Source organism: Enterobacter sp. A8, from assembly GCF_004296595.1.
Taxonomy (GTDB): domain Bacteria; phylum Pseudomonadota; class Gammaproteobacteria; order Enterobacterales; family Enterobacteriaceae; genus Enterobacter; species Enterobacter cloacae.
Map to the genome: position 1 here is coordinate 1 of NZ_SCMF01000021.1, position 533 is coordinate 533.

Annotated in this window: 1 protein-coding gene; it reads right to left on the bottom strand. The window is 35.6% G+C overall.

Annotated features, from left to right (window positions below):
- Positions 1-55: 55 nt before the first annotated feature.
- The coding region (locus EQV24_RS23625) for a 23S rRNA pseudouridine(2604) synthase RluF (RefSeq protein ID WP_130627105.1) at positions 56-533 on the bottom strand (478 nt) is incomplete at its 5' end.

Genomic DNA, 533 nt, shown 5'->3' on the forward strand with positions numbered 1-533 from the left:
AATCAATAGTTTTATTTTTTCTGACAAAAAAATATAGGGAGAAAATTTTTCCTCCCTATAACTGTCCTATTAATAATTCTAATTCTTCAGCTGTAATGTCTCGCCACTTTCCTACTTCAAGATCATTTAGCTCTATATTCATAATTCGTTCTCGCTTTAACTTTATTACAGTAAACCCGAAAGCTCGGCTCATTCTACGAATTTGTCTGTTCATTCCTTGCGTTAAAACGATGCGAAACGTAGACTGATCCACTCTCGTCACTTTACATGGCTTCGTCATTCCATCTTTAATCTTTACACCGCTGGACATCTCATTAATAAACCAATCTGTAAAAGGTTTATCAACTGTAACAACATATTCTTTCTCGTGCTCATGATCACCGTGTAAAATTTGATTGGCAATCCCGCCGTCATTCGTTAATAAAATAAGTCCTTCTGACGCTTTATCTAATCGTCCAACAGGAAAGATACGCTCTGGGTAATTAATATAATCAATAATATTACCTTCAATATGCTCAGCTGCTGTGCAGGTA